The sequence below is a fragment of the Mycobacterium sp. D16R24 genome, from assembly GCF_002013385.1.
Taxonomy (GTDB): domain Bacteria; phylum Actinomycetota; class Actinomycetes; order Mycobacteriales; family Mycobacteriaceae; genus Mycobacterium.
Genome location: NZ_MAEV01000004.1, coordinates 132,510 through 153,551, shown reverse-complemented (window position 1 = coordinate 153,551; position 21,042 = coordinate 132,510). Strand labels below are relative to the sequence as shown.

Annotated in this window: 24 protein-coding genes and 1 pseudogene; 4 read left to right on the top strand and 21 right to left on the bottom strand. The window is 64.4% G+C overall.

The features are described 5' to 3' along the window. Window positions 1–32: 32 nt before the first annotated feature. Complete coding sequence (locus tag B4383_RS03175; protein ID WP_078288392.1) at window positions 33–884, top strand: alpha/beta fold hydrolase; 852 nt, start codon at window positions 33–35, stop codon at window positions 882–884. A 147-nt stretch (window positions 885–1,031) separates the two neighbouring features. Here B4383_RS03175 and rpsQ read toward each other — a convergent pair whose 3' ends face one another. Genes rpsQ through rpsJ form a run of 11 tightly spaced genes read right to left on the bottom strand, consistent with a single transcriptional unit; the run spans window position 1,032 to window position 6,362 of the window. Next, window positions 1,032–1,337, bottom strand: a complete 306-nt coding sequence (gene rpsQ / locus B4383_RS03170) for a 30S ribosomal protein S17 (RefSeq protein WP_078288393.1) — start codon at window positions 1,335–1,337, stop codon at window positions 1,032–1,034. Beyond that, window positions 1,334–1,570: a 50S ribosomal protein L29 gene (gene rpmC / locus B4383_RS03165; RefSeq protein ID WP_078288394.1), complete on the bottom strand. Its 237-nt coding sequence runs from the start codon at window positions 1,568–1,570 to the stop codon at window positions 1,334–1,336. The genes rpsQ and rpmC overlap by 4 nt, the downstream gene beginning before the upstream one ends. After that, entirely contained in the window at window positions 1,570–1,986 is a 417-nt protein-coding gene (gene rplP, locus B4383_RS03160) for a 50S ribosomal protein L16 (protein ID WP_030096699.1), read from the bottom strand. Before rplP ends, rpmC begins: the two co-directional genes overlap by 1 nt. Before the next feature lie 2 nt (window positions 1,987–1,988). Continuing rightward, window positions 1,989–2,813: a 30S ribosomal protein S3 gene (rpsC, locus tag B4383_RS03155; RefSeq protein WP_078288395.1), complete on the bottom strand. Its 825-nt coding sequence runs from the start codon at window positions 2,811–2,813 to the stop codon at window positions 1,989–1,991. Further along, on the bottom strand, window positions 2,813–3,286 hold the full coding sequence (rplV, locus tag B4383_RS03150; RefSeq protein ID WP_078288396.1) for a 50S ribosomal protein L22: 474 nt from the start codon (window positions 3,284–3,286) through the stop codon (window positions 2,813–2,815). Before rplV ends, rpsC begins: the two co-directional genes overlap by 1 nt. Further along, window positions 3,286–3,567: a 30S ribosomal protein S19 gene (gene rpsS / locus B4383_RS03145; RefSeq protein ID WP_030096696.1), complete on the bottom strand. Its 282-nt coding sequence runs from the start codon at window positions 3,565–3,567 to the stop codon at window positions 3,286–3,288. Before rpsS ends, rplV begins: the two co-directional genes overlap by 1 nt. Window positions 3,568–3,576: 9 nt before the next feature. Next, window positions 3,577–4,413: a 50S ribosomal protein L2 gene (gene rplB, locus B4383_RS03140; RefSeq protein WP_078288397.1), complete on the bottom strand. Its 837-nt coding sequence runs from the start codon at window positions 4,411–4,413 to the stop codon at window positions 3,577–3,579. 26 nt (window positions 4,414–4,439) lie between these two features. Beyond that, on the bottom strand, window positions 4,440–4,742 hold the full coding sequence (rplW, locus tag B4383_RS03135; RefSeq protein WP_070909387.1) for a 50S ribosomal protein L23: 303 nt from the start codon (window positions 4,740–4,742) through the stop codon (window positions 4,440–4,442). Further along, window positions 4,742–5,392: a 50S ribosomal protein L4 gene (gene rplD / locus B4383_RS03130; protein WP_176126557.1), complete on the bottom strand. Its 651-nt coding sequence runs from the start codon at window positions 5,390–5,392 to the stop codon at window positions 4,742–4,744. Before rplD ends, rplW begins: the two co-directional genes overlap by 1 nt. Continuing rightward, the gene (gene rplC / locus B4383_RS03125; protein WP_078288398.1) at window positions 5,389–6,042 is read right to left on the bottom strand and encodes a 50S ribosomal protein L3; all 654 of its coding nucleotides are present in this window, start codon (window positions 6,040–6,042) and stop codon (window positions 5,389–5,391) included. The genes rplD and rplC overlap by 4 nt, the downstream gene beginning before the upstream one ends. A gap of 14 nt (window positions 6,043–6,056) precedes the next feature. Beyond that, the gene (rpsJ, locus tag B4383_RS03120; protein WP_003883485.1) at window positions 6,057–6,362 is read right to left on the bottom strand and encodes a 30S ribosomal protein S10; all 306 of its coding nucleotides are present in this window, start codon (window positions 6,360–6,362) and stop codon (window positions 6,057–6,059) included. Window positions 6,363–6,735: 373 nt separating this feature from the next. Here rpsJ and B4383_RS03115 point away from each other — a divergent pair. From B4383_RS03115 to B4383_RS03105, 3 genes and pseudogenes are all read left to right on the top strand, one after another. Continuing rightward, window positions 6,736–7,401 (top strand): annotated as a pseudogene (locus B4383_RS03115) (pyridoxal 5'-phosphate synthase). A gap of 60 nt (window positions 7,402–7,461) precedes the next feature. Further along, entirely contained in the window at window positions 7,462–7,932 is a 471-nt protein-coding gene (locus tag B4383_RS03110; RefSeq protein ID WP_078288748.1) for a hotdog fold domain-containing protein, read from the top strand. A 68-nt stretch (window positions 7,933–8,000) separates the two neighbouring features. Next, a complete protein-coding gene (locus B4383_RS03105; protein WP_078288399.1) occupies window positions 8,001–9,257 on the top strand; it encodes a cytochrome P450 in 1,257 nt (418 codons plus the stop codon). Window positions 9,258–9,266: 9 nt separating this feature from the next. Here B4383_RS03105 and B4383_RS03100 read toward each other — a convergent pair whose 3' ends face one another. The 10 genes from B4383_RS03100 to mftB form a co-directional block, all read right to left on the bottom strand. After that, on the bottom strand, window positions 9,267–10,769 hold the full coding sequence (locus B4383_RS03100) for an acetyl-CoA acetyltransferase (protein WP_078288400.1): 1,503 nt from the start codon (window positions 10,767–10,769) through the stop codon (window positions 9,267–9,269). A 47-nt stretch (window positions 10,770–10,816) separates the two neighbouring features. After that, window positions 10,817–11,602, bottom strand: a complete 786-nt coding sequence (eutC, locus tag B4383_RS03095; RefSeq protein ID WP_078288401.1) for an ethanolamine ammonia-lyase subunit EutC — start codon at window positions 11,600–11,602, stop codon at window positions 10,817–10,819. Then, window positions 11,599–13,002: an ethanolamine ammonia-lyase subunit EutB gene (locus B4383_RS03090; RefSeq protein ID WP_078288402.1), complete on the bottom strand. Its 1,404-nt coding sequence runs from the start codon at window positions 13,000–13,002 to the stop codon at window positions 11,599–11,601. Before B4383_RS03090 ends, eutC begins: the two co-directional genes overlap by 4 nt. Before the next feature lie 7 nt (window positions 13,003–13,009). Continuing rightward, a complete protein-coding gene (eat, locus tag B4383_RS03085) occupies window positions 13,010–14,473 on the bottom strand; it encodes an ethanolamine permease (protein ID WP_078288403.1) in 1,464 nt (487 codons plus the stop codon). Window positions 14,474–14,534: 61 nt separating this feature from the next. After that, window positions 14,535–15,932, bottom strand: a complete 1,398-nt coding sequence (gene mftG / locus B4383_RS03080) for a mycofactocin system GMC family oxidoreductase MftG (protein ID WP_286143961.1) — start codon at window positions 15,930–15,932, stop codon at window positions 14,535–14,537. A 26-nt stretch (window positions 15,933–15,958) separates the two neighbouring features. After that, on the bottom strand, window positions 15,959–17,407 hold the full coding sequence (gene mftF, locus B4383_RS03075; RefSeq protein ID WP_078288405.1) for a mycofactocin biosynthesis glycosyltransferase MftF: 1,449 nt from the start codon (window positions 17,405–17,407) through the stop codon (window positions 15,959–15,961). Further along, window positions 17,404–18,165 carry a mycofactocin biosynthesis peptidyl-dipeptidase MftE gene (mftE, locus tag B4383_RS03070; protein WP_078288406.1) on the bottom strand — a complete coding sequence of 254 codons (762 nt, stop codon included), beginning with the start codon at window positions 18,163–18,165 and terminating at the stop codon, window positions 17,404–17,406. The genes mftF and mftE overlap by 4 nt, the downstream gene beginning before the upstream one ends. A 142-nt stretch (window positions 18,166–18,307) precedes the next feature. Next, on the bottom strand, window positions 18,308–19,486 hold the full coding sequence (gene mftD / locus B4383_RS03065; protein ID WP_078288407.1) for a pre-mycofactocin synthase MftD: 1,179 nt from the start codon (window positions 19,484–19,486) through the stop codon (window positions 18,308–18,310). Further along, entirely contained in the window at window positions 19,487–20,731 is a 1,245-nt protein-coding gene (mftC, locus tag B4383_RS03060; RefSeq protein WP_078288408.1) for a mycofactocin radical SAM maturase, read from the bottom strand. Further along, window positions 20,728–21,033 (bottom strand): mycofactocin biosynthesis chaperone MftB, encoded by a 306-nt coding sequence (gene mftB, locus B4383_RS03055; RefSeq protein ID WP_078288409.1) that lies wholly within the window; start codon window positions 21,031–21,033, stop codon window positions 20,728–20,730. Before mftB ends, mftC begins: the two co-directional genes overlap by 4 nt. Window positions 21,034–21,042 lie beyond the last annotated feature (9 nt).

The following is a 21,042-nucleotide window of genomic DNA, read 5'->3' as shown; positions in this document are numbered from 1 at the left end:
CCCGAAACTGAAACACGTTCTACTCTTGTGTGGTGGACGTGACATACGAGGGCACCAAGAAAGAACTGGCCACCGATCAGGGCGTGCTGCGCTATCACGAGGCCGGTGAGGGCGAGCCGCTGATCTTGCTGCACGGCTCCGGCCCCGGTGTGACGGGATGGCGCAACTACCGCGGGAACCTCGAGGTTTTCGCCAAGCACTTCCATACCTACGTCCTGGAGTTTCCCGGGTTCGGCGTCAGCGATGCCGTGCAGGGACACCCCGTCCTGACGGCCGGCGCCTCGGTGATCCGGTTCATGGACGGCCTCGGTATCGAGTCCGCCGCCATCGTCGGAAACTCGATGGGCGGGGTCGTCGGCATCAATCTGGCGATCAAGCACCCCGACCGCATCACCAAGCTCGTCACCATCGGCGGTGTCGGACCGAACATCTTCAGCCCGAGCCCCAGCGAGGGCCTGCGCCTGCTGCAGGAGTTCACCGACAACCCCGACCGCGACAAGCTGGTCCGCTGGCTCAACTCGATGGTGTGGAACCCCGCCGTCGTCACCGAGGAGCTCATCGAGGAGCGTTGGGAAGCCGCGATCAACCCGGACGCGCATAAGACCGCGCAGCTGATGTACGGCTCCAAAGCCTTCGCGATGCAACAGCAGTTCCTCGCGAACGCCGATATCGCGCCGTACTGGGCGATGATGCACAAGATCAAGTGCCCGACCCTGCTCACCTGGGGCCGCGATGACAGAGTCAGCCCGCCGGACATGGCGATCGTGCCGATGCGACTCATCCCCAATGCCGAACTGCATATCTTCCCCAACAGCGGCCACTGGGTGATGATCGAAGCCAAGCAGGCCTTCGAGCAGACCGTCGTGGACTTCCTGCGCCGCTAGACGCTCATCGAGTGCATACCGCACGCAGACAAATCGCCGGATTCACCTGCGTGCGGTATGCACTCGGCGCAATGCACGGGGCTGACACTCCCCCAAAGCAAAAGCGCACCGCCCCTTTCGGGAACGGCGCGCTTTTTGCGTATCTGTTTACTTGGCCTTTTCGAGAACCTCGACCAGGCGCCACCGCTTGGTGGCCGACGTCGGACGAGTCTCCATCAGCGAGACGCGGTCGCCGACACCGGCGTCACCGTTCTCATCGTGGGCCTTGACCTTCGACGTGGTGCGGATGATCTTGCCGTACAGGGCGTGCCGTGCACGGGACTCGAGCTCGACCACGATGGTCTTCTGCATCTTGTCCGAGACGACATAACCGATGGCGGTCTTACGACGCCCACGCGGCTGCTCGGTGGCCGGGGTGTGCTTAGGCCCGGCGGCCTTCTTGGTCTCGCTCACTTGCTGTCCTCGCTATCGGGTCCTGCGGCCAATCCGAGCTCGCGCTCACGCATTACCGTGTAGATGCGCGCGATCTCCTGGCGCACCGCACGCAGCCGACGGTTGTTGGCGAGCTGACCGGTGGCCATCTGGAAGCGCAGATTGAACAGCTCTTCCTTGGACTCACGCAGCTTGGTGATCAGCTCGTCCTCGTTGCTTTCCCGCAGTTCGCCAGCGGAAATTCCCACTGCCATCAGAACTGCTCCTCTCGTGTGATGATGCGCGCCTTGATCGGCAGCTTGTGGATCGCGCGCGTCAATGCTTCGCGCGCGGTCTCCTCGTTCGGGTAGCTCAACTCGAACAGCACACGACCGGGCTTGACGTTCGCAACCCACCACTCCGGCGAACCCTTACCGGAACCCATGCGGGTTTCGGCTGGCTTCTTGGTCAGCGGGCGGTCGGGGAAGATGTTGATCCAGACCTTGCCGCCACGCTTGATGTGCCGGTTGATGGCGATACGAGCGGACTCGATCTGCCGGTTCGTGATGTATGCATGGCCCAGCGCCTGAATGCCGTAGTCACCGAAGGCAACAGTGGTACCGCCCGAGGCGGTGCCCTTCTTCTTCGGGTGATGCTGCTTGCGGTGCTTGACCTTACGGGGAATCAGCATGTTTAGCTCTCCGTGGTTTCTGCGGACGGCGCGCTAGCACCGTCCGAGGCAGGGGTCTCTGCGGCGGCACGGCCGGCCTCGGTGCTCGTCGCGGTGGTACCCGATGCGCCGCTCCGACGCGGACGGGCACCGGCCGGACGCTCACGGCGCGGACGGTCACCGGCAGGCGCGGCCACCGCGGCGGCGAGCTCACGCTTGCCACCGACGATGTCGCCCTTGTAGATCCAGACCTTCACGCCGATCCGGCCGAAGGTGGTCTTGGCTTCGTACAAGCCGTAGTCGATATCGGCACGCAGCGTGTGCAGCGGCACCCGACCCTCGCGGTAGAACTCCGAGCGGCTCATCTCAGCACCGCCGAGGCGGCCCGAGCACTGCACCCGAATGCCCTTGACGTTCGGCTGACGCATGGCCGACTGGATGGCCTTTCGCATCGCGCGACGGAACGCCACACGATTCGAAAGCTGCTCGGCGACACCCTGGGCAACCAGCTGCGCCTCGGCCTCGGGGTTCTTCACCTCGAGGATGTTCAGCTGCACCTGCTTCTTGGTCAGCTTCTCCAGGTCGGCGCGGATGCGGTCAGCCTCGGTGCCACGACGGCCGATGACGATGCCGGGACGCGCGGTGTGGATGTCGACGCGAACCCGGTCACGGGTGCGCTCGATCTCCACCTTGGCGATGCCGGCACGCTCCAGGCCAGTGGCCAGCAGACGGCGGATCGCCACGTCTTCCTTGACATAGTCCGCGTACTGCTTGTCGGCGTACCAGCGGGACTTCCAGTCGGTGGTGATACCGAGCCGGAAACCGTGCGGATTGATCTTCTGGCCCACTAGCGCGAGCCTCCCTTCGCCTCAGCGGTGGTCTTGTTGGCGGCAGCCTTCGAGCCCTCGGCCCGGCGGGCACGAGCAGCGGCCTGTGAAGTTCCGGCCTTACCGCCCTTCTCGGACTTGGGACGGCTCTCCACCACCACGGTGATGTGGCTGGTGCGCTTGCGGATCCGGAACGCACGGCCCTGCGCGCGGGGACGGATGCGCTTAGCGGTCGGGCCCTCGTCGGCGAAGATCTCCGACACCACCAGGGTGGAGGGATCCAGACCGTCGTTGTTCTGCGCGTTGGCGGCAGCGCTGGCGATGACTTTGGCCACTGGCTCGCTGGCCGCCTGCGGTGCCCACCGCAGGATGTCGATGGCGACGGCCACGGGCTTGCCGCGCACCAAGTCAATGACCCGGCGTGCCTTGGTCGGCGAGACCCGCACGAACCGTGCAACGGCCTTGGCCGATGGGTATTCAGTCGTTGTAGTCATTAGCGCCGCTTGCTCTTTCGGTCGTCCTTGATATGACCCTTGAAGGTCCGCGTCGGGGCGAACTCGCCCAGCTTGTGACCGACCATCGCTTCGGTGACGAAGACGGGAACGTGCTTGCGCCCGTCATGCACCGCGAAGGTGTGGCCAATGAAGTCGGGGATGATGGTCGACCGACGCGACCAGGTCTTGATGACCTGCTTGGTGTTCTTCTCGTTCTGTACGTCGACCTTCTTGAGCAGATGGTCGTCGATGAACGGGCCCTTCTTAAGGCTGCGTGGCATCGCTTACTCCTAGCGCTTCTTGCCGGTGCGCCGGCGACGGACGATGAGCTTGTCGCTCGCCTTGTTCGGCTTGCGGGTGCGGCCTTCGGGCTTGCCCCACGGGCTCACCGGGTGACGACCACCGGAGGTCTTACCTTCACCACCACCGTGCGGGTGGTCGACCGGGTTCATCACGACACCACGGACGGTCGGGCGCTTGCCCTTCCACCGCATACGGCCGGCCTTACCCCAGTTGATGTTGCCCTGCTCGGCGTTGCCGACCTCACCGACGGTGGCGCGGCAGCGCACGTCGACGCGGCGGATCTCACCGCTGGGCATACGCAGGGAGGCGTAAGCGCCTTCCTTGCCCAGCAGCTGGATACCGGCACCGGCAGAGCGGGCCATCTTGGCTCCACCGCCGGGACGCAGCTCGACGGCGTGCACGGTGGTACCCGTCGGGATGTTGCGCAACGGCAGGTTGTTGCCCGGCTTGATGTCGGCGTTGGCGCCCGACTCCACCACGTCACCCTGCGAAAGCCCGACCGGCGCGATGATGTAGCGCTTCTCGCCATCCAGGAAGTGCAGCAGAGCGATGCGCGCGGTGCGGTTGGGGTCGTACTCGATGTGCGCAACCTTGGCGTTGACGCCGTCCTTGTCGTGGCGACGGAAATCAATCAGCCGGTAGGCACGCTTGTGGCCGCCACCCTTGTGACGAGTGGTGATGCGGCCGTGGGCGTTACGACCACCGGTGCCGTGCAGCGGGCGAACCAGCGACTTCTCGGGAGTCGAGCGAGTGATCTCCGAGAAATCGGCGACGCTCGAGCCGCGGCGACCGGGGGTCGTCGGCTTGTACTTGCGAATAGCCATGTCTTCTCTAGTCCTCTACTCCCCGACTACGCGGGGGCTCCAAACAGGTCGATCGGCTTGCTGCCCGGTGCCAGGGTGACGATGGCGCGCTTGGTGCTCTTGCGCTGTCCGAAACCGGTGCGGGTGCGCTTGCGCTTGCCCTGCCGGTTGGCGGTGTTCACCGAGGAGACCTTGACGCTGAAGATCTGCTCGATAGCGATCTTGATCTGCGTCTTGTTCGAGTCCGGGTGGACAACGAAGGTGTACACGTTGTCTTCGATCAACGAGTACGACTTCTCCGAGATCACCGGGGCCAGGATGATGTCGCGGGGGTCAGCGATGGTTGCCATCAGGCCGACACCTCCTCTTTCTTCTTGGCGTTGATGAAGCCGTTGAGGGCCTCGACGCTGAACACCAGGTCATCGGCCTTCAGCACGTCATAGGTGTTGAGCTGGTCGTAGGCCAGCACATGCACGTTCGGCAGGTTCCGGACGCTCTTGACCGAAGTCAGATCGTCGCGGCCCAGCACCACCAGCACCTGCTTGCGGTCGGTGATCTCGGCCAGGAACGCCTTGGCGCTCTTGGTCGAGGGCTCCTGCCCGGCAACCAGTTCGGTGATGGCGTGGATCCGGCCGTTGCGAGCCCGGTCAGACAGCGCACCGCGCAGGGCGGCGGCGATCATCTTCTTGGGCGTCCGCTGGCTGTAGTCACGCGGCTGCGGGCCGTGGACAACGCCACCACCGGCGAACTGCGGAGCGCGGGTCGAACCCTGACGGGCACGGCCGGTTCCCTTCTGCCGGTACGGCTTCTTGCCGCCACCGGACACCAGACCACGCGTCTTGGTGGAGTGGGTGCCCTGACGGCCTGCGGCCAGCTGAGCGGTCACCACCTGGTGCAGCAGCGCGATATTGGCTGGGGCGTCGAACAATTCGGCCGGCAGCTCGATGGAGCCGTCCGTCTTGCCACCCGGAGCCTTGACGTCAATCTTCAAAGTGCTCACTTCTCACCTCGCTTGACAGCGGTGCGGACCACAACCAGGCCACCCTTACGTCCGGGGATGGCACCCTTGATCAGCAGTACGCCGTTCTCAGCATCAACCTTGTGCACCACCAGGTTCTGTGTGGTGACGCGATCGCTACCCATACGTCCGGACATCCGCGTGCCCTTGAAGACACGACCCGGGGTGGCGCAGCCACCGATCGAGCCGGGACGACGGTGCACGGCCTGTGCACCGTGGCTGGCGCCCTGACCGCTGAAGCCGTGACGCTTCATGGTTCCGGCGAAGCCCTTGCCCTTCGAGGTTCCGGTGACGTCGACATAGGCGCCGTCACTGAAGATCTCGGCCGTCAGCTCCTGGCCGACCTCGTACTCGGCGGCAGCAGCCTCGTCGTCCAGGCGCAGCTCGGCCAGGTGGCGACGGGGGTTGATACCCGCAGCACTGAACTGACCGGTGACCGGCTTGGTCACCTTGCGCGGACTGATCTCACCGAATGCGAGCTGGATGGCGCTGTAGCCGTCCTGCTCCTGGGTGCGGATGCGGGTCACCACATTGGGTCCGGCCTTGACGACGGTCACCGGGACAACCCGGTTGTTGTCGTCGAACACCTGTGTCATACCCAGCTTGGTGCCCAGAATTCCTTTTCTTGCCATGGTTTCTGGTTCTCCTACTGGATGTTCACGTCGACGCTGGCCGGCAGGTCGATGCGCATAAGCGCGTCAACCGTCTTGGGCGTCGGGTCGAGGATGTCGATGAGCCGCTTGTGGGTGCGCATCTCGAAATGCTCGCGCGAATCCTTGTACTTGTGCGGCGACCGAATAACGCAATACACGTTCTTCTCGGTTGGCAGCGGCACAGGTCCAACGACACTCGCGCCGGTACGGGTCACCGTCTCAACAATCTTGCGCGCAGAGGCATCAATGGCCTCATGGTCGTAGGCCTTGAGCCTGATGCGGATCTTCTGTCCCGCCACGCTTCCTACCTCTACTATCACTGGTCCGGAGCACGCCGAAGCGCACAACCCGATACCGCCGCTGTTTACCTGTCTTAGTTCACCGACCCCCGCGGTCGGGCGTGTCGCCCTCGCGCGCAGTCGTCCGCGTCGAAAATTCTCGTCGCTTGGACCGGGCCGACGCGCCCGTAAGGGCGCTGTAGTTCGCCGCCTCCGTTCGCGCGCCACAAAGGGCGTCGCAACCGGTTCACGGCAACCCGAACAGTATGCCTTATCCCGCGGCTGCGGCCAAATCCCTGCTGTACCCACCCGGCAGCACCAACGGGCAGCCCTTGACCTGCGAATCCGAAGACGTCTGGAACGCTAGTACAAGATTCGTCGAGGAGGTTGGGACGTGCGCTGGTCGGAGGCCGACGGAGGGCGTTCATTTGTGCGGGCACTGCCCGTCCCGTCCGGCAGTGCCCCACCGTTTGACATCAGCGCTGCTCCCGCCGAACCGCTCCCGTTGTTCGTCGAGTGGATAGAGCAGGCGGCGCGGGCCGGCGTACCGGAGCCGCACGCCATGGCGATCTCGACGGTCGATGCCCAGGCTGCGCCGCGCACGTGTGCCGATTTTGAAGGCCGCCGAAGAGAGCGGTTGGCATTTCGCGGCGAGCTCGATGAGCGAAAAGGGGCGTGATCTCTCCGCTCACCCGGCCGCGCACTGACTTTCCATTGGCCGGCGGCTGTCCGGCAGATACGGGTGACGGGCCCGGTCGTCGACGACGGTGCGCAGGCAAGCGCTGAAGACTTCCTGGGCAGGCCCATCGGATCCCGAGCGATGGCACTGACGTTTCGGCAGAGCCAGCCGCTGACCGAAGCGGCGGAAATCGACGCAGAGATCGAGAAGGCCCATCGGAAGCTGGCGGACGATCCCGCGCTGGTTCCGATCGAGTGGGTGTCCTATGCGGTGCAGCCAACGCAGGTGGAGTTCTGGCAGGGCTCCCCCGACCGCACGCACCTGCGTATCGGCTATCAGCGCACTGACGACGGATGGGAGCGCACACAGCTATGGCCGTGATCGAGGAGCTGGTTGACGTGCGTGTTCGACGTCATCTTACTTTCGAGTAAGGTACGTGACGTGAGTGCATCTCCGACCTACAAGATCTGGCAGCGTCTGCAGAACAAGCCCGGCGGCTCCGCCCTGTTCTCCGCCGCCATGATGGCCCGTGTCCCCTACTTCGCCTCGGTGGTGCCGCACGTGCACCGGATGGAACCGGGCTACTGCGAGGTGACCGCTCCCAAGTGGTACTTCGTCTACAACCACCTCAAGACCTTCCACGCGATCGCCGCGTGCAACCTGGCCGAGGTCGCGATGGGGATGCTGATGGAGGCCACCACACCGTCCTCGCATCGCTGGATCCCCAAGGCGATGAATGTGCAATACCTCGGCAAGGCCACCACCTCGCTACGCGCGGTCGCCAAGCTGGAGGGCCTCGACTTCGCCTCGATCACCGAGGGCACCGATGTCGTTGTGCCGATCAGCATCACCGACCGTGACGGCAAGGAAGTGGTGAAGGCAGAGATCACCACCTGGGTGACGCCCGCCTAGCCCGCATCCGGCGGCCAGATTCGGCCGTTAGGGCCAAATCTATGGTGTGCCGCGCGCACACTCCGGCTATGGCCACTGCACTATCCGAAATCGAAGACGCCGGCCGACTCTTGGCCGATCCGACCGCTTACGCAGACGAGCCCCGTCTGCACGACGCGCTGACCCTGCTGCGGCGTGAACAACCCGTGGCGAAGGTCGTTACCGACAACTACCGACCGTTCTGGGCGGTCACCAAGCACGACGACATCATGGACGTCGAGCGCGACAACACGCTCTGGATCAACGAACCGCGTCCCCTGCTGATGAACCTCGAGCAGGAGGCCGAGCTGGACAAGCAGGCCGCCATGGGGATCGAGCTCAAAACCCTCGTTCACATCGACGACCCCAAACACCGCGTTCTGCGCGCCATCGGGGCCGACTGGTTCCGACCAAAGGCCATGCGGAACATGAAAATCCGCACCGACGAGCTGGCCGCTAGATATGTGAACAAGCTGATGGAGGCCGGCGGACGCTGCGACTTCGCCCAGGACGTCGCCGTGCATTTTCCCCTCTACGTCATCATGTCTCTGCTCGGCATTCCCGAATCGGATTTCGACCGGATGCTCAAGCTCACCCAGGAACTGTTCGGCGGCGACGACACCGAATTCCAGCGCGGTGCGACTCCGGAGGAGCAGCTGCTGGCGCTGCTGGATTTCTTCGGATACTTCAGCGGGCTCACCGCATCCCGGCGCGAAAACCCCACCGGTGACCTGGCGTCGACCATCGCGAACGCCAAGGTCGATGGTGAGCCGCTCTCCGATGTCGACATCGCGTCGTACTACACGATCATCGCCACCGCCGGACACGACACCACCAGTGCCACGATTGCCGGTGGGCTGGAAGCACTTCTGCAGCATCCAGACCAGCTCGCTCGACTACGCGAGAACCCCGAGCTCATGCCCCTGGCGGTCGACGAGATGATCCGCTGGGTGACACCGGTCAAGGAATTCATGCGAACAGCGACCGCCGACACCGAGATTCGCGGAGTACCCATCGCCGAAGGCGAGTCGGTGCTGCTGTCCTACCCATCGGGTAACCGGGACGAGGACACCTTCGCCAATCCGTTCACCTTCGACCTGGGACGAGACCCCAACAAACACTTGGCATTCGGGTTCGGTGTGCACTTCTGCCTGGGAGCGGCACTGGCCCGGATGGAGGTCAACAGCTTCTTCTCGGCACTGCTCCCCCGGCTGGAGTCCATCGAGATCGACGGGAATGTCGAGCGGACGTCGACCATATTCGTCGGCGGTATCAAGCACCTGCCGATCCGCTACGTCCTGCGGTGACGGCGACTATCAGTTAAGCCGCGCGGAACCATCCGCCGCGACTTCGATTGACGCACCAGCGATATCGGTGTCCACAATCTGCGCCGCCGCATCGCGGTCGTCGATCTTGGCGAAGGTGCGTGCCCCCGCCGGGGTGCGCACGCTCACGAACGTCTGGAACGGCGATCCGTCACGTCCATAGTTGACGGTCCATGCCTCGACGGTCGCCACACCCGAATAGCCGTCGGCCGCCGCGGTTCTGGGCTCCCGGTCGACCTCGGACTGCACGTCCTCGTACCTGAACCCCGACGCGGGCGGCTCGGTTCCGTAGATTCCGAAGGCATGCTTGGTGAGATACCCGCCATTGGCTGTGATCAGCCCCTTCGCACCGGGACGCTCGCGCAGCCGCTCGGCCATGGTGGCAATGGAGTGGGTCACGTAGTTGCACCACGGGCCGCCGGCGAACGTGAGGCCACCGGTGACCGTGAGCGGCCGCGCAGGGTCATCGAGCGCCAGTCCCAGCTCGGTAGCCGCGACCTGCACCGCTGAGGGGAAACACGAATAGATGTCGATCAGGTCCACGTCATCGGTTCCCAGACCGACGATATCGAAGGCGCGCTTGCCCGCAAGGCGGATGGCCGGAGACCGATGCAGCTCATCGCGTTCACCGAGCGCGAAGGTGTCGTTGGCCTGACTGCCGGCGAGCGGAAATATCCAGCGGTCCTCCGGAATTCGGAACCGTCGCGCTGTTTCCAGCGAGGTGAGCAGCAGCACCGCCCCTTGCTCGACCATGTTGTTGGAGTTCATCAGCTTGGTGTACGGCGAGCTGATCCACCGATTGTCGGGGCCGGGCGTGGCGATCTGCTCGGCGGTGTACGCATCGTTGGACCAGGCATGCACGTTGTTCACGGCCACGGCGTTAAAGCGCTGCCACAATTGAGAAATCGCGGCGCGATGGTCGGCTACGGATACACCGTTGGCGACTCGAATTGCCTGCTCGAACAGCGGATACACATGGCCGGGAGAGATCAGGCCAATGGTGGTCTCGGCACCGCCCACCTGATCCATACGACCGCCGAGAATGGTTGGTTCGGCAATGGATTCGTCTTGCGTGGTCCACGTGGGCTGCACACCGGTGGCCATCATCTTGTTGCGCGACCGCCACATCTCCGCCCCGCCGATGAGAACCACCTCGGCATCCCCGGCGAGAATGTCCGCGGCCGCATGGTTGACCAACAGCTGCGGCGAGTTGCCGCTGGGCCCGGTATAGAACGTGCGCTTGGGCGCCGAACCCAGACGTTCACCGAGCAGCAGGCCGGGGTCGCGATACTTCCACGAGAAGATGTTCGCCACGGACACCGTGTCGATGGCGGTGAGCAGCTCAGCCGCCCCCGCATCCTGGGCCGCCAGCCGGGCCGCTCGCTCCATAAGGTCGATGGGTTCAGGGATCTCGGAGAACGGACAATCGGCGTCCGTCCGCTGGTTGACCTGTCCGGTACCGACGAGGACCGGCGTGCGAGGGTCGAGGGCCATGAGCCGATGGTAACCAACCACCCGGTTGGTCCCGGAGGGCCATCCCGCTACGTGGTGAGAGCGGGCCCGGATCCCTCGATCTGACTACCCGCGCCCGTCATGTCCTTGAGGGCGACGCCTGACCGGCCGAGCTCATGTGCGCCCGCCACCAGGGCGGCTACGACCTGTGCCGCCTGCTGGTAGCCCAACCCTTCCGGAGGATGAATGTTGGACACGCAATTACGTTGTGCATCACTGCATCCGACAACGGGATTGTGCGTGAGGTATATCCCGACGCTGTCGGCGACGGACAGGCCGGGACGTTCCCCGATGAGTACCAGGACAGTGTCGACGCCAAGTGCGACGCCAATGTGGTCACCCAGGGCCACCCGCGCCTGTGTCGCGATGACGAGCGGTGCGATCGAATATCCGCGAAGTCGCTGGTGCAGCGCCTGTAACAGCGGAACCCCGTGGTCATCGAGGGCGCGCGGAGACAAACCGTCAGCCAGCACGATGCCGATATCAGCGGCGGAATCCGACAACACATCCAGCGCGCCATCGGCGGGGGCCCGACCCAGGTCTGGGCGGCGCAAATACTCGGATCGATCGCCCGCCCGGCTGGTCACCAGCAGCGGCGTACCCAATCCGAGACCGTCGATACGGCCGGCCAGGGCGCGTGCGTCCAGGGGCGTATGCACCGCGTCACGAGCGGCAGCGTGTGCGGTCCCGAACTCCAGCACTCGACTGGTGGGCAACGCATCCCCGCTGCGCCCCAACCCGATTCGTGACTGCGTGGAGCGGCGTAACGTATCCCAGATATCTTCCGCCGCTCCGTTGTTCGCGATATCACTCATAACAGCGCCCGCAACGGCGAATCGTTGACCGCGATTTCACGCAGCCCCCCATCACGCTCCAGCATGCCCATGCGCTCAAGCCAGTCGTTGAACTCCGGGGCCGGCCGCAAACCGAAGGTGCGGCGCGCGAACAGCGCATCATGGAAGGACAGGCTCTGGTATCCGAGCATGACGTCATCGGCCCCGGGTACTGCGATGACAAACGCAACCCCCGCGGCCGTAAGCACGGTGAGCAAGACGTCCATGTCATCCGAATCGGCCTCGGCATGATTGGTGTAGCAGACATCCACCCCCATCGGGAGCCCCAGAAGCTTGCCGCAGAAGTGATCTTCCAGGCCAGCTCTGATGATCTGCTTCCCGTCGTAAAGGTATTCCGGTCCAATGAATCCCACGACGGTATTGACCAGGAGTGGCTCCACCTCCCGCGCGACCGCATAGGCCCGGGCCTCTAGCGTCTGCTGATCTACCGCAACGCCACCCACCCCGAGATGCGCCCCGGCCGAGAGCGCCGATCCCTGGCCCGTCTCCAGGTACATGACGTTGTTACCCACGGTGCCTCGCGCCAGCGAACGCCCGGCCTCATTCGCCTCACGCAGCAGCGCCAGGTTGACCCCAAAGCTCTCGTTGGCACCTTCGGTACCGGCGATCGACTGAAAAACCAAGTCCACCGGTAGATTTCGCTCGATGAGCTCCATGGTGGTGGTGACGTGCGCGAGCACGCACGACTGTGTGGGGATGTCGAATCTCAATCGAATGTCGTCGATGAGGCGCAGCAGGTCGGCCGCGGCATGCGGGGAATCGGTCGCCGGGTTGATGCCGATGACGGCGTCGCCGCAACCCAGTAGCAGACCGTCGAGGGTAGCAGCGGCGATACCGCGCGCGTCGTCGGTGGGATGGTTGGGCTGTAATCGGGTCGCCAACGTGCCCGGCAGTCCGATGGTCGTACGAAAAGCACTATGGTTGCGCACGGCGGCACCGACGGCAATGAGGTCCTGATTGCGCATCAGCTTGCTGACAGCCGCCACCATCTCCGGAGTCAATCCGAGCGAAATATCCTTGAGCGACTGCGCCCCATGGGGTTTAGTGATGGTCTCCAATAGCCAGTCGCGGAAGTCGCCGACGGTGAGATGCGAGATCACCGCGAAGGCCTCCGCCTCGTGGCTATCGATGATCAGCCGGGTGACCTCGTCTGTGTCGTACGGAACAATCTCCTCGGACAGGAAGTCCGTGAGCGGTACCTCGGCGAGCACCCAGCGCGCGGCGGCCCGCTCGGCGTCCGACTGCGCCGCACAGCCCGCGAGCTCGTCACCGGACCGAGGCGGCGAGGCCTTCGCCAGAACTTCGGCGAGCGACCCGAACTGGTACGTAACCGGCCCCACGATGTGGCGAAAGGTACTCATAATATGCCTATTTCAGTTCGTTCTCGGCTTCTGCAAGCGCCGCGAACTCCTCATCCGGGGAGTTCGCCACCAAACGGTGACGGCTATAGAACCCAAAATACGCCATAAACAGGATGAATACGCCGAACGTGGCAAAAGCTGCCGTGGTATCGACGATGAAGGTCGCCACCACCGCAGCACAGGCGATCACGAGCGCGAACCCGCTGGTGACGATGCCACCGGGGGTGCGGTATGGCCGCTGCATGTCCGGCTCGCGAATACGCAGCACAATATGGCTCACCATCATCAGCACATAGCTCAGCGCCGCCCCGAATACCGCCATGTTGAGCAACATCGCGCCTTTACCGCTGAGCGACAACAGGAATCCGATGATTCCCGGCACTATCAGCGCCATTACGGGAGCCTTCCGGCTGTTGGTGACCGACAAACCGGTAGGTAGGTAGCCTGCCCGGGACAACGCAAAGGTTTGGCGACTGTAGGCGTAGACAATGGAGAAGAAGCTGGCGATGAGTCCGGCCAGCCCGATGTAATTGACCGCCTTGGCCACCGTGGTGGTTCCGAGCGCCTCGACCAAAGGATTCCCGGACTGCCCCATCGCTTCCGCACCGCCCGCGCCGGGCACCAAGATCAGCACGGCAGTACCGGTGATGACGAGCACCAGCATGGCCATCACAATGCCGCGCGGGATGTTCTTGGCGGGATCGCGGGCTTCTTCGGCGGCCAGCGGTACGCCCTCGATCGCCAGGAACAACCAGATCGCGAACGGCACTGCCGCCCAGATTCCCAAATATCCGTAGGGCAGGAATGCCGATGCACCCGTGGCTGTTTCATCGACGGGAATGTTCGTGAGGTTATTTGCGTCGAATCGGCCGACAGCTCCGATGGCGAAGGTGACGAGGCCGACGAGCGCGATCCCGGTGATGATGAACATCGTCCTGAGCGCCTCACCCGCACCGCTGAGGTGGATGCCAATGAATATCGCGTACACCGCCAGATAGATCCACCACCCGTCCTTGAGACCGAACAGGTGCAGTGATTCGACGTAACTCCCGATGAAGGTGGCGATGGCCGCCGGCGCGATCGCGTACTCAATGAGAATCGCTGTCCCAGTGGCGAATCCACCCCAGGGACCCATCGCGCGCCGGGCGAAGGTGTACCCGCCGCCCGCGGTGGGTAATGCCGACGACATCTCCGCCATGCTAAGCACCATCGACAGATACATCGCGGCGATGACGACGGCCGCGATGGCCATCCCGCCGAAACCGCCCTTGCTCAGGCCGGTGTTCCAGCCCGCGTAGTCTCCGGAAATCACATAGCTCACGCCGAGCCCGGCCAGCAGTACCCAGCCCGCGGTGCCCGATCTCAGCTGCCGCCGGGCGAGGTAGTCGGCACCTTCGAGGTGTGATTGGACGCCGGCATGATCAAGCGGCGCCTCCGCACGTGAACTAACCGCGTCATCGGGAGTTGACATCGTCCAATTGTGCGACCGATGGCCTGCGCGCGTGCGGTGGACGCCAAGATTCGCGCTCCCGTTACGACCACGCAACAAACTGGGCCGCGCGATGCCCGATCATCGCGATCGTGGCCGCTGGCCCTCGGCTCGGAATAGTCGGCATGATCGACCCGTCGATGACGAACAGCCCATCGATTCCCCTGACGCGACAGTACTTGTCGACGACCGCATGCTTGTCCGCGTCATTGCCCATCGGGGCGGTCGCACACAGATGCTGCGAAGTGGACCACCGCGGGCCACCGAACCGCCGTCCGTACAGCTCGGACACTAGACGCACTCCGTCGCGCAATCGATCCATGTCTACGGGCTCGCTGTCATACCTCAAGTCGATGTACACCGGGGCCGCGGGATCGGTCGAACGCAGCTCAAGTCGGCCGCGACACCTCGGCGTCATCAACGCGACACCGATCTGCCGGGTATCCGCGCCGATCAGCGTCACACCTGCCATGGCTGCGAATCCAGTTGTATACGGCCGTATTTCGATGCCTATCTGGCGATCGGTGTGCAACACGGTGTCCAGAACGGGATAGCCTTGCTGCCCCTCGTCACCCGTGTCCAGCACCCATTCCGCGTGGTCCATCACCCGCGTACCGACACCGGGCAGGTCGACGACGGGCTGAACCCCCACCGCACGCAAGTCATCCGCGGGCCCGATCCCGGACAGCAGTAGCAGCTTCGCAGTCTCAATAGCCCCCGCACTCAAGATGATTCGATCGGCAGTCAGCGTCCGCACCGAATTCCCGACAGCCACCTGCACCCCAGTGGCACGCCCGGCGCCGCAGAGCACCCGCAGCGCGCGGGTGCCGGAGTACACCGCGAGATTAGGCCGCCAGCCCGCTCCCTCCAGATACGCGCGCGCGGGCCCAACCCGCATCCCGCTATCGATGTTGAGCGGCACCAGCCCCACCCCGACGCCGGCGTTGCCATTCAGGTCCGCCACTACCGGATACCCGCCCTTTACCGCGAGCTCCGTCAATTCCCTTCCAGCACTGCTTTGTTCGTGCTTTCGCCCGATCGGTATGGGTCCCGACGACCCATGTAACGGATGGTCCCGAAAGTCGCGGTCGGTCTCCATCGCCCGGAAGTGATCGCGAACATCCGCCCAGGCCCATCCCGGCACCGACCATCCGTCAAAATCCGCCGGTCGGCCACGCACGAAATAGCCGCCGTTGATCGCGCCGGAGCCACCCACCACCGATCCCCGCACCAGCTCGGCCTGGTCACCCGTGGATGTCAGCGTCGCCCAGTAGTAGGCGGCTATCTGACTGTCGGGACCAATGGGGAGGCGGTACCCGTCGCGTACGCCATCCTCGTCCGCGGAGGACGCTGGGCCCGCCTCCACCAGCACCACCCGGAACGACGGATCCTCGGAAAGGCGCCCGGCCAGAATCGATCCCGCACTGCCTGCGCCCACGATGAGCGCATCCGCGTGGATCGGCCTGCTCAGGGCCGTAGTTCCGGTCGGAGCGCACCGAGATCGCGCTCCTGCACGATTCCGGACCACAGGCCAATCCCATAGGCGATGTCGTCGAGACGCTTCAGCAGCACGTACTCGAGCACACCGATCCGATCATCGGGCGAGGCCGAATTGTCGTTGCGCTTCATCCAATCCACCACGCCGTCGACAATGGCTGCCACCACGAGCACCTGGCGGCTGCGCCGCGACAGCGCGGCGGCCACCAACGCCAACGGCCAGTAATGACGGCACAGCGCCGACGCGATCTGCAGCGCCGCACCGCCCACACCCTGGGCAGCGACCCTGACGACATCCCGTGGCGGGGTATCTACTCCCCGGAGGGTCCGCGCCACGCGCCCCGCCGCGAGCGCAGCCATGCCCGCAGCGGCCAGATAGCCCATCCCTGAGCCCACCGCCACGAGAATCCACACCAGCAGCGTCCACCTCGAGATGACCATCGGCGCGACTTTATCGGGATGGCGCGTCGACAACGGTGCCGCGCTCTTTCCATAGAATATCTTGCGTGCGAACCATTCTCGAAGGGTAAGTCGATGGTCATGGGCCACGTGGGACACGGGTTCATACCTCAGCCGCGATCCCGCCTCGATCAGCCGCCAGCACAGATCCACGTCCTCACCACACTGCAGCGACTCGTCGAACCCGCCGATCTCGTCGATCGCAGCCCGCCGCACCACGATGGCCGCACTGGGGACGTACGACACCGGGCCGTACGGTACGACCGGCGCCTCACGCAGGCCGAGATCCAACGAGGACCTGACTGCCTCATACCGGGCAATCGCGTTGTCGCTCAAAACCAATCCGACAATCCTCGGAGCGACCAGGGCCACCGCCGGATCGCTGAAGTGCCCCAGCAATCCCTCCAACCAGCCGCGCCTGGGCACCACATCCGAATCGAGGAAGGCGACGAAATCCGTGGTCGCCAACTTCAGTCCCGTGTTGCGGGCCGCCGCCGGACCCAGACTGTCGGCGTGGCGCACCACCCGCACGTCACAGTGCATGCCCTCCAGCTCGCACTCCACGATCGGAATGGTGGAGCCGTCATCGATGACGATCACGCGCATTCCACGCAGGGCCCGCAGCAGTCGACGCAACCCAAACCCGTTGTTAAGACATGGAATAACGACAGTCACGTCTCGATAGCCTGGCCCACCTGTGGGGCGAGGATGGGCAACGGTCGCATCCAGCAGCGTCCGGGCAAGCTGAGCGCTCGTCGCATCGCGTACCTCAAGCCGTCCACCGGAAAGCAGCGTCCGCGCGGCAGGCGCCAATCGCAGGAGCCGAGTGGGCGAGCCGCCCAGCAGCGCCGAACCCTCGTCGAGAACGCGAACTCGTCGATCCACCTGAACCGCGAATCCGTCGGGTAGCCGTCCGTGTGGTGCGGCCGCGCCCTGCGCTGCGTCGTCGCTCGTGGTCATACCAGCCGCCCGTCGGCATCGGGTAGCCAGCGGCGCACCGCGTCGGCGCAGCGTCGGGTCATCGCCGCGAGCATCCGCGCGCCCTCCTGGCTGCTGGCCGTCGTCGGATCTCCGAGCACACCGATCGCGCTCACCGCCGCCACTCCACCCGCACGCATGGTTGCCATCAGCTCATGCAGTGGCGCCGAGTTTCCAGCAAGTACTTCGTCCCAGCGCACGACATCTGGTGAAATATGCAGCAGCAGAGATGTTTCCGCATGTCCGGCGTGAGCGTCACCGCCTTCGACCGCGCACGCCCACCACGCGATATCGCGGCCCTCCGAGCGCAGGAGCCGCACCGCGGAAACCGTCGCCTCAATGTTGCCACCGTGACCATTGACGAAGACGATGCGTCGGCACCACTGGGCGGCCGACCTGCCGTACTCCACGAGGACCTGGGTCAGCGCGGCGGTGCCGATCGAGATGGTTCCAGCGAAGGATTGATGTTCTCCGCTGGATCCGTACGCGATGGCAGGGGCGAGAGCGGACCGGCCCGCGCCCGCGTCGGACGCCAGTTCCTCGGCCGCGGCGGTAGCCACAGCACTGGCAATCCGGGTATCGGTATCCAACGGCAAGTGCGGCCCGTGTTGTTCGGTGGAACCGAGCGGAGTGAACAGCGTGATGGCCTCGTCTGCGAGCTCCGGAGAGATGGCGGTGCTCAAGACACTCGGAACAGCCACCCGCCGATGGTAGGCCGAATTTACTTCAAATGCATCCAAAGTTGGCGCACCCGAGTGAGGTCTTTACATCCTTGCTGGCCGTCGGCTTAGGTACTGAGGGCTATTTCGCACCGATTGTCACGCCAGTCCCTGCCGCCCCATCGACTCTGCCGACGCCGTGTTCAATTCGCGATGCGCTGAACTAGTGCCGTCCGAGACCCCGGGCAAATCCCTCAGGGATGAGAAGATCATCTGGGGATAGCTCGTGTACAGACTTCTTACCAAGCCCCATCAGCGCCGAGTCGATGCCGCCGCGCATGATGTCCAGAACGTTCTCGACCCCGGCCTGACCCGAAGCCGCCAGACCCCACAGATACGCCCGGCCGATCATCACCGCACGCGCACCAAGGGCCAACGCCTTGACGACATCGCTACCCCGTCGAATGCCGCCATCCAGCAGCACCTCGACATCACCACCGACGGCCTCGGCGATGCCCGGCAACGCGCGGATCGAGGCGGGCGTTCCGTCGAGATTATTGCCGCCGTGATTCGACACCGAAATCGCCGAAACTCCGCAATCCACAGCCCTTTTAGCGTCATCGATGCGCATGACGCCCTTGAGCATGAACGGACCGTCCCATTGCTCGCGCATCCATTGAACATCGTCCCATGTCGGCGCCGGAGTACCCATCCACTGCCCGTAGGCATCGAAGAACGGCGGTCCAGCCTCGCCCCGGGCCGCCTGGTTGGGCACCCGCAGATCCGGAATGTTCATCTTCTTCCCGAACGACCACAGCCACCCGGGTTTGGTGACCACTTCCGGCGCTAGCCGGATCATCGACCGCAGGTTCATCTTCTCGGGTATGGACGGGCTGCCCCAGTCACGACCGTGCGAGAAGCTCCAGTCGAGGGTGGCGATAAGGCCCACTGCACCAGCATCTTTCGCCCGCTGAATGCGCTGAGCCACGTCGTCACGCCCGCCTAGCCAGTAGATCTGGAAGTGCGTCTTCGGATTCGCGGCCACCACATCCTCGATGGGCTTACTCGCGAAGGAGGACAACCCCATGGCGGTGCCACGCGCGGCGGCGGCACGCGCCACCGCCACCTCACCGTCGGGGTCGACGGCCTGAACACCGGTGGGCGAGATCATCACCGGCAGGGAGATCTCTTGCCCTAGAACGGTTGTCGACAGCTCGCGATCTGGCTGAATACCGACGACATGGGGCTCGAATCCGAGCTCTCCGAACGCCTCGACATTGTCACTGACGGTCAGCCCTTTTTCACTGGCCGAGATCAGGGAGCTGTAGACGGACTTCGGCAGTCGCTTCTTGGCCCGCTGCTGGGCGATCGCGACCGTCTCGAACCATGTGTTGCGGGCCATCTACCGTCCTGCTCGTAAATTGGAAACGGGGTTCTCATCGCAGGCGCGCGAAGGTGGCCGACGCGTCAGGGTCAGCGCGACAGGGCCTCCGGACGGAGCGCGCTTGCCCTTCGAATGCGAATGGTCGCCACTGGGTTTGGGCACCACGCGATCGGCGGCCAGGGCCGCTTCGCCATAGCCCTGCACGCATTCCGGGTCGGGCCCATCCATTGGCAACCCGGTGAAGAACTTGGCCGCCATGCAGCCGCCCCGGCAGCTGTCGTAATGCCCGCAACTGCCGCAGGCGCCCGCGGACTGTGGCTCACGTAGCTCGTTGAACAGCTGCGCGTGCTTCCACACCGCATCAAATCCACCGTCGGACACCACATTTCCAGCACGGAATCGGTCATGGATGGCGAACGGGCAGGCATAGACGTCGCCTACCGGATCAATCAGGCACACCACCCGTCCGGCGCCGCACATGTTCAGGCCCGGCAAACCCCCGGACCCGTCGCCGTACGCCGACAAGTGGAAGAAGGAATCGCCCGTTAGTACCCGCTCACCATTGAGCACCAGCCAGTCGTAGAGCTGGCGCTGTTGCGCCGGGGTGGGGTGGAGCTCGTCCCACACATCGGCGCCGCGACCGGACGGACGTAGTCGTGTAATCCGCAGTGTGGCACCGTATTTTGCGGCTAGATCCGCGAATTCGTCGAGCTGGTCCACATTGTGACGGGTAACCACCACCGAGATCTTGGCGTCCTTGAATCCGGCGGCGGAGAGGTTCTCCAGCGCGCGTACGGCCATGGCGAACGATCCCGCACCGCGCACCGCGTCGTTGACCTCCGCCGTCGCACCATCCAGCGAGATCTGTACATCGACGTAGTCGCTTGCGGCCAGTCGCGCCGCCACCTCCTCGGTGATGCGCACGCCGTTGGTCGAGAACTTGACTCCCACGTGATGCTCGGTCGCGTAATCAACGAGCTCCCAAAAGTCCGATCGCACAGTGGGTTCGCCGCCGCCGATGTTCACGTAAAACACCTGCATGCGTTCGAGCTCGTCGATGATGTCCTTGCACTGCCCGGTGGACAGCTCACGCGGATCGCGCTTGCCCGACGATGACAGGCAATGCACGCAAGACAGGTTGCAGGCGTAGGTCAGCTCCCAGGTGAGGCAGATGGGGGCATCCAGTCCCTGTTCGAACTGATCCACCAGTCTCGGAGCCGCAACAGCGGCGACATTGAGGCGGGGTACTGCGGGAGCGCTCATCGGGCGTCCTCTCGGGTCACGATCATCTTCGAATCCGCTAATACGGCCAGGGCACGCTGGTACGCGGCAACCTGACCCTCCTCGACACCAGCGGCCCGCCAAGCATTCTCGGCGCTGCTGTGGTCGGTGAGGGATTGCACGATCTGCAGCAGAGTACGGTTCTTCAGGAAGGACAGCTTGCGGGTGCCGAAGTGGTAGAGGAGCGCCCCGAACGGCTCCGGGCGCAACGACACCTGAGGGTGTAACTGCCAGGGCCGGGTCCAGTCGAAACCGGCGGGCGCCTCGTCAATCATGGCGCTCATGGAGACGGG

What these genes read in the sequence shown, in the direction of transcription:
- rpmC (WP_078288394.1), bottom strand. Translation starts at nt 1,570, where the DNA reads ATGGCAGTGGGAATTTCCGCTGGCGAACTGCGGGAAAGCAACGAGGAC.
- rplP (WP_030096699.1), bottom strand. Translation starts at nt 1,986, where the DNA reads ATGCTGATTCCCCGTAAGGTCAAGCACCGCAAGCAGCATCACCCGAAG.
- rplV (WP_078288396.1), bottom strand. Translation starts at nt 3,286, where the DNA reads ATGACTACAACGACTGAATACCCATCGGCCAAGGCCGTTGCACGGTTC.
- rpsS (WP_030096696.1), bottom strand. Translation starts at nt 3,567, where the DNA reads ATGCCACGCAGCCTTAAGAAGGGCCCGTTCATCGACGACCATCTGCTC.
- rplB (WP_078288397.1), bottom strand. Translation starts at nt 4,413, where the DNA reads ATGGCTATTCGCAAGTACAAGCCGACGACCCCCGGTCGCCGCGGCTCG.
- rplW (WP_070909387.1), bottom strand. Translation starts at nt 4,742, where the DNA reads ATGGCAACCATCGCTGACCCCCGCGACATCATCCTGGCCCCGGTGATC.
- rplC (WP_078288398.1), bottom strand. Translation starts at nt 6,042, where the DNA reads ATGGCAAGAAAAGGAATTCTGGGCACCAAGCTGGGTATGACACAGGTG.
- B4383_RS03105 (WP_078288399.1), top strand. Translation starts at nt 8,001, where the DNA reads ATGGCCACTGCACTATCCGAAATCGAAGACGCCGGCCGACTCTTGGCC.
- B4383_RS03100 (WP_078288400.1), bottom strand. Translation starts at nt 10,769, where the DNA reads ATGGCCCTCGACCCTCGCACGCCGGTCCTCGTCGGTACCGGACAGGTC.
- eutC (WP_078288401.1), bottom strand. Translation starts at nt 11,602, where the DNA reads ATGAGTGATATCGCGAACAACGGAGCGGCGGAAGATATCTGGGATACG.
- B4383_RS03090 (WP_078288402.1), bottom strand. Translation starts at nt 13,002, where the DNA reads ATGAGTACCTTTCGCCACATCGTGGGGCCGGTTACGTACCAGTTCGGG.
- eat (WP_078288403.1), bottom strand. Translation starts at nt 14,473, where the DNA reads ATGTCAACTCCCGATGACGCGGTTAGTTCACGTGCGGAGGCGCCGCTT.
- mftF (WP_078288405.1), bottom strand. Translation starts at nt 17,407, where the DNA reads ATGACCACGAGCGACGACGCAGCGCAGGGCGCGGCCGCACCACACGGA.
- mftD (WP_078288407.1), bottom strand. Translation starts at nt 19,486, where the DNA reads ATGGCCCGCAACACATGGTTCGAGACGGTCGCGATCGCCCAGCAGCGG.
- mftC (WP_078288408.1), bottom strand. Translation starts at nt 20,731, where the DNA reads ATGAGCGCTCCCGCAGTACCCCGCCTCAATGTCGCCGCTGTTGCGGCT.
- mftB (WP_078288409.1), bottom strand. Translation starts at nt 21,033, where the DNA reads ATGAGCGCCATGATTGACGAGGCGCCCGCCGGTTTCGACTGGACCCGG.